Source organism: Massilia cavernae (genome assembly GCF_003590855.1).
GTDB lineage: Bacteria > Pseudomonadota > Gammaproteobacteria > Burkholderiales > Burkholderiaceae_D > Telluria_A > Telluria_A cavernae.
This window is the reverse complement of record NZ_QYUP01000050.1, coordinates 1-6268: the sequence shown is the minus strand read 5'-3', so window position 1 is coordinate 6268 and position 6268 is coordinate 1. Positions and strand designations below refer to the sequence as shown.

Genomic DNA, 6268 nt, shown 5'->3' with positions numbered 1-6268 from the left:
GCGGATCGGCGAGAACACGCCGTAGTGGGGATGGATGCGTTCGCCCAGAGCCGGGATGTCGACGCCGTTCTTGCGCCATTCATGGCCGCCGATCACGCCCAGCAGTTCGCGCAGCGATGCGACGAAGGGCTGCTCGCCGCGGCCGTAGGCTTCATTGCAGGCCAGCTTGACGTCCGGCGCGCGGCGCAGCGGAATCGTGTAGTCGGCATCGAATGGAATGAGCAGCATCGCCAGCGTGCGGGCGCGCTGCGACTGCGCCTGGCGGTGCAGGTGGAAGGCCTCGGCCGGCGTCGCGGGCACCTTTGGCGCCTTGGCGCGCTTGCCCTTGCCGCCCTTGTGGTCGGCGCGGCGCGCGAGCGCCTGCAGCAGCTGGCGCGCGTTCTGGAAGTCGCCGCGCCACAACAGGGCGGTGCCTTCGCAGGCGAGCCGGTAGGCCGTGTCGGCGGGCGTCTGGTCGTCGGCGATCACAACTTTTTTCGGCGCGGGCATGCCGCTTTCCGAACGCCACAGCGCCGAACGTTCCTGGCCTGCTTCAATCCATTGGATGCGGGTGTCCATCAATGGTGGTGCGACCAGCTGCCGTCGGTTGAGGAGAGGTAGGACGCGACCGCGTTCTTGTCGCCGGTGGCGTAACGCTTCAGTTCACCGCAGGCGCACAGGCCCTGGTAGGGCTGGATGTGTGAGCAAGCTGACACTTTCTGGAGGAATACCTTGACCGGCTTGGTGCATTTGTCGCACTTGAAGGTCAGCACGCGTGCTGGTTTTGACATGATTTCAATGGTGTATGGGGAAAGCGCGCATTCTAGCATTCCGGCCCCGCGCAACTTGCGTACGGCGCGGCCGGCCCCACATTGCTGGTGCATGGGCGGCGAACATAAATGGTTACATTTTGGGGTCAACATGCCCGGCCGCGCAGCGTTGAATGAACAGGTCCGGCATGGACCGTTCCAGGAGCAGTGAAGCCATGGTCAAGCACAAGCAACCGAGCAAGGAAGAAGTCAGGGAATGGCTGCGCACCGAAATCGCGCGGCGCCGGCCGCCTCCCGATCCGGTCCAGATCCGGCGCGAACTGGCCTGGGAGCCCGCGCCCGCGCCCGCGCCCGCGCCCGCGCTTCAGGCGGTCAAGCCGTTCCGGACTACTGCACGCTGACGCTGCTGGTGCCGCCGCCGGACGGCTGCACCAGCACCTTGGTCGCGATCCGCTCCGTCATCTCCTGCACGTGCGAAATGACGCCGACCTTGCGGCCCATCGACTGCAGGCCGTCGAGGGCGTCCATCGCCACCCGCAAGGTGTCGCTGTCAAGGCTGCCGAATCCTTCGTCGATGAACAGCGATTCGACGCGCACGCGGTTGGACGACAGCGAGGCCAGTCCCAGCGCCAGCGCGAGCGAGACGAGGAAGGATTCGCCGCCCGACAGCGAGTTGACCGAGCGGATTTCGCCACCCATGTCCTGGTCGCGCACCAGCAGGCCGAGCGACGGTCCGCTGCTGCTGGCCACGCGTTCGAGCCGGTAGCGCTTCGCCAGCTGCGACAGGTGGCTGTTGGCGTAGCCGAGCAGGACGTCCAGCGTGAACTGCTGGGCGTAGTTGCGGAATTTCTTGCCGTCTTGGGAACCGATCAAATCGTACATTTGTGCCCAGCGCCGCTCGATCACCTGCTGTGTTTCGATTTCCGCCATCACCGCCTGCGCGCTTTCGCGCCGGACGTTGTCCTGGGCAACCTGCAGGCGCAGCGCGGCCGATGCGTCGTGCGCCAGCTTGCGTTGCTCCTGCAATGCCGCCAGCATTCCGGCCAGTTCGCCGGCGGGAACGGCTCCCTGGCCTGACGCGTGCTCCTGGTGCAGGGCGGCCTGGCCGCGCCGCTCCGCAAGGATGGTCGCGGCGCTCGCTGTGGTGGCGTCCAGCGCCGCAAGGGCGCTGCGCTCCTGCGCGGTCCATGCGGCGCCGACCGCAAGCAGCGACGCCATGTTCTCCTTGTCCATCGCGCCGAGGGCAGGGTGCTGTTCCCCAAATCCGGCCACCCATGCGTCGAGGCGCGAACCTGCGGATGCCAGTTCGTTTTGCAGTGCGCCGAAGCGGTCCTTGTTGTGGACCAGCGATTCGCGCGCGCGGGTTTCGGCATGCGCCGCCTGTTCGCGCGTGGACTGGTGGCTGGCCACCAACGCCCTGGCGGCATCGACCGCCCCGGCAAGTACGGCCTCCACCTCACGTACCGGTTTGCCGTCCCAGAGCGCGGCGCGCTCGCGCTGCCGTGCCGCCAGCTCAGCGTCGATACGTTCGAACGCGGCTTGCGCGGCGACGTAAGCCTGGCCGGCCTGCTCGCGTCGATTCTGCAAGGCGGCGTGTTCGGTGTCGAGTGCAAGCAGCGTTCCCTCGCGCGCTGCCTGCGCGGCCGACCGGGCATTCCAGTCGTCCGCCTCGCGTTCACGCGCGGTTCGGAAACCGGCAGGATCGCGCTGCCACTCGGGACGCCACGCGCCCTCGAATGCCGCATCGAGTTCATCGAGGATGGCCGCGAGCGCGGCTGAGGCCTGCTCACGGCGTTCGGCCAGCGACGCGCTGTGGGTGCGGGCGTCGGCCAGCGCGGTGCGGGCCTTGATGGCTGCATCCTGCAGCTTCTCGCGCTCGGCGGCGCCACGGTCGCATGCCAGTTGTGCCGCGTCGCGCGCGGCTGCGGCCTGGCGCTCGGCCAGTTCGCGTGCGTCGTGCTGCTGCGACGCCGTGCGTGCCATTCCGAGCTGGGCGCTGAACCAGCCTGCGTCGACATCCGGTTCACCGGCGAGCGGGTGGGCGCGCCAGGTGGATTCGGATTTCTCCAGTGCTGTTTGAAGTGCCTGCTGTTCGCCCAGGGACGCGGCAAGCTGCTTGCCGGACGCCGCGATCAATGCGCGCTGGGCGCCCTGTACCGACAGGTTGTCCGACGCCGCAGTCCGGCAGCGGGCGGCTTCGGCCTGGAGGCTGGTAAGTATCGCGTGCGGAATGGCGTCCTGGTGGCGGTAAGGATGGTCTCCGCTTCCGCACACAGGGCACGGTTCGCCGTCTTCCAGCGCCGCGCGCAGCTCTGTCACGCTGGACGCGCATGCAAGCTGCGCCGCCTCGTGCGAACGCTCGGCCTGGACCCGCGCCGCATCGAGCGCCCCGTGCGCGGCGACTGCCTGTGCGAGCAGTGCTTCGGCCGTAGCCCTGGCCGCTTCAAGTTCCTGCCTGCGCGCCGTCGCCTGTTGCAGGTTCGCGCGCACCGTTTCAAGTTCCGTCCACGCTTTTTCCGCGCCCGCAAGGCTGTCGCGCCGCGCGTCGAGCGCCTGGCGCTCGCTACGCAGCAGGTTCGCATCGAAGGCTGCGAGGGTGGCGATTGCCTGCTGGCGGGTGACCTCCAGCGCCTGCAGCCTGCCGGCAGCTTCCTGCGCTGCTGCCGCAGCGGAGCTGTCTTTGCCTGTTGCCGCATCGAGCGCAGCCTGCGCCTGCGCGACCTCTAAAGCGAGCGTGCGTTCGCGGCCGGACTGCTGGTCGGCCTGGACAAACAGCGTGTCCCAGCGAGGCCATTGCGCCGCCAGGGTGGCGAGGTGACGGTGGCTGTCCAGCCATGCAGCCCCTTGCTGGTGCTGCGCACGCGTTGAGGCCAGTGTGGCTTCCGCCTGCACCGCAGCGGTGTTTGCAGCTTCCTGTTCGCTTACAGCTGCGGCGCGCGCTTCGGCCGCATTCGCATGCGCGGGCTTGAGCGCCAGCACCGTGGCGTCCAGCGCCTTGGCCTGGTCCAGCACGGGCGCTGCGTCTTTCTGGGCTTGCTCGGCAAGCTGCAGGCGCGCGCCGGATTCGGTGACGGCAAGCGCCGCCTGTTCCTGCGCGGCCAGCGCCTGCGCAAGGGCTTCGTTGCAGGCGGCGATTGCCGCCTGGGCGCCGGCGATATCCGCATCGAGGCGGCTGCATTCGGATACCAGCTGGCGCGCCGGCTGCACGGCGTCGACCATCGCCAGCCGGCGACGACGGGGCGCCGCGGCTTCCGCCGCCGCGGACGCTTCCGCGACCGCCGCTTCGGCCGCGATCACCTGCTGCACGAGCTTGTCGGACTCCTGCTGCCAGCGCAGCTGCTGTTCCAGCACGGCCTTGCGTTCGTCGAGCTGGTGAAGCGCGCAGTCGGCAGCCGCGGCCTGCACATCGAGTTCCGCGCGCACTTCCGCCGGCAGCGGCGTCTGGTCCGCGAGCCGGGCCGCAAGGCGCTGCGTGGCTGCCTGTTCGGTCTTGAAGCGTTCGAACGCGCGCTTCGAAATGGCGCTGTAGACCGCGCTGCCGGTCAGCGTTTCGAGCAGTTCGCCGCGCTCGTTTTCCTCGGTCTTGAGGAAGGCCGAGAACTCGTTCTGCGCCAGCAGCACGGCGCGCGTGAACTGTTCGAACGACAGGCCGACGCGGTTGACGATCTCCTGCAGCACTTCGGTGTTCGTGCCACCGATCGCATGCAGGTCTGGAAGCAGCTTAAGCGACATCTGCGCCTTCTGCAGACCGCCGGATGCTTTGTTGTAGGAACGCCGGATGCCCCAGCGTGCGCGGTAGCGCAGTCCGTCGTTGCCGACGAAATCTACTTCCGCCGAGGCTTCAAAAGCGCCGCGCCTTAGCAAGGTGCGCGGGTCATGAACCGATACGCGGTCAGACCCGACATCGGGAAGCTGGTCGGCATTCTTTCGCTTAAGCAGGCGCGGCGTGGCGTCGTACAGGGCCAGGCACATGGCGTCGAGCAGGGTGCTCTTGCCGGCGCCGGTCGGGCCGCTGATGGCGAACAGGCCGGACGAAGCCAGCGGCTCCTGCTCGAAGTCGACGCAGAAGTCGCCCGCCAGCGAGGCCAGGTTGCGGCCGGCGATCCTCAGGATCCTCATCGCGCGCCTTCCTCGTCCGACATCGACAGCAGCAGTTCCGCGAACGCGCTCAGGTGTTCGGGCTGCGCTTCCTCGCCGTAGCGCTGCTGGTACAGGCGGCGGAAGATGTCGTCCGGCTGGAGCTGGGCCAGCTGGTCGAGCGACAGCGCGGCCGCCTCAGGGGCGGCCGGGTCGGTCCTGCGGGTCGGTTCGATCTTCGCCAGCCGCACTGGTTTACCGGCCAGCGCGGCTTCGATGCGCCCGCGCAGGCCAGGTTCGGGCGCGTCGAGCAGCACGCGCACTTCCAGGAAGGGCCGCAGTTCGTCCGCTACTTCGGGCAGGTCGAGCGCTTCGAGCGCGGCCAGTGCTTGTTCCAGCGGCGCCGGCTGGGACGGGATGCGCAGCAGCTCCACCGCGCGCGGCACCATCAGCGGCGTCACCGACGCCGCCTTGCCATCGGCAAGGTCGACCCGCAGCACCTGATGCCTGTAGCCGGTTTCGGCGAACGACAGCGGTATCGGGCTGCCGCAATAGCGCAGGTGCTCCTTCTGCCCGACGCGCTGGGCCAGGTGCAGGTGCCCCAGCGCCGCGTAGGCGATGGCCGGGTCGAAGATCCCGGCCGGCAGCACTTCGGTGCCGCCGATGACGATGCGGCGCTCGGAGTCGAGCGAGGCCTGGCCGTCCACCATGTGGCAGTGGCCCATGGCGACAATGGCATGTCCTTCGGCGCATTTCGCGCGCGCCAGTGCGAACGCCTGTTGGTACAGCATGCCGATGCCGGCCAGGTAAGGGTCTGGGGAAGGCTCGGCGTCAAGCGGCGTTTCCGCGCGTGGCACGTCGCCTGGGCGCAGGAAGGGAATCGCCAGCACCCAGGCCGCCACGGCGCCGTCCTTGCCGTGCAGCGGAACCAGCAGCCGTTCGAGGTCGATCTGGCCTTGCGCATCGCGCACGATGTGGCCGATCACGCTGGTGCCGTGGGCCTCCAGCAGCGGACCCGGCGCCTCCAGCCGCCCCGGCGAATCGTGGTTGCCCGCGATGACGACGATGTCGAGCTGCGGCGCGCGCGTGCGCGCTTCGCGCAGGAAGCGGTACAACTGCTTCTGGGCGGCGGCGGACGGGTTGGCGGTGTCGAAAATGTCGCCCGCGACCAGCAGCGCATCGGCCTGCTCCTCCACGATGGTATCGAGCAGCCAGTCGAGGAAGCGCTGGTGCTCGTAGCTGCGTTCGTAATTATGGAGGGTCTGGCCCAGGTGCCAGTCGGAAGTATGCAGCAGCCGCATTGCGTAAGCGAGAAAGTGACGATCAGCCGGCTACTATAGCGTATGCGGCGGCGCGGAAGGTATTGCGGCCGGCCTGCTTGGCTTCGTACAGCAGCGTGTCGGCCTGCTTCAGCAGTTCCGCCGCCTCCATCGGTCCGCCGC

4 protein-coding genes and 1 pseudogene are annotated in these 6268 nt (G+C 68.5%); 1 reads left to right on the top strand and 4 read right to left on the bottom strand.

Features of this window, described 5'->3' with window-relative positions:
• Together D3872_RS04950 and D3872_RS04945 are read right to left on the bottom strand one after the other, a co-directional pair.
• A pseudogene (locus D3872_RS04950) lies at window positions 1-558 on the bottom strand (methyltransferase); the annotation flags it as partial.
• Entirely contained in the window at window positions 558-770 is a 213-nt protein-coding gene (locus tag D3872_RS04945; protein ID WP_119809748.1) for a hypothetical protein, read from the bottom strand. The pseudogene D3872_RS04950 and the gene D3872_RS04945, both read right to left, overlap by 1 nt.
• Window positions 771-922: 152 nt before the next feature.
• Between D3872_RS04945 and D3872_RS04940 the strand changes: the two genes are divergently transcribed.
• A complete protein-coding gene (locus D3872_RS04940; protein WP_147373796.1) occupies window positions 923-1150 on the top strand; it encodes a hypothetical protein in 228 nt (75 codons plus the stop codon).
• Here the strand turns inward: D3872_RS04940 and D3872_RS04935 are convergent.
• On the bottom strand, window positions 1137-4868 hold the full coding sequence (locus tag D3872_RS04935) for an AAA family ATPase (protein WP_119809746.1): 3732 nt from the start codon (window positions 4866-4868) through the stop codon (window positions 1137-1139). The genes D3872_RS04940 and D3872_RS04935 overlap by 14 nt on opposite strands.
• Window positions 4865-6127: an exonuclease SbcCD subunit D C-terminal domain-containing protein gene (locus tag D3872_RS04930; protein ID WP_119809745.1), complete on the bottom strand. Its 1263-nt coding sequence runs from the start codon at window positions 6125-6127 to the stop codon at window positions 4865-4867. The genes D3872_RS04935 and D3872_RS04930 overlap by 4 nt, the downstream gene beginning before the upstream one ends.
• Between the last annotated feature and the right edge of the window lie 141 nt (window positions 6128-6268).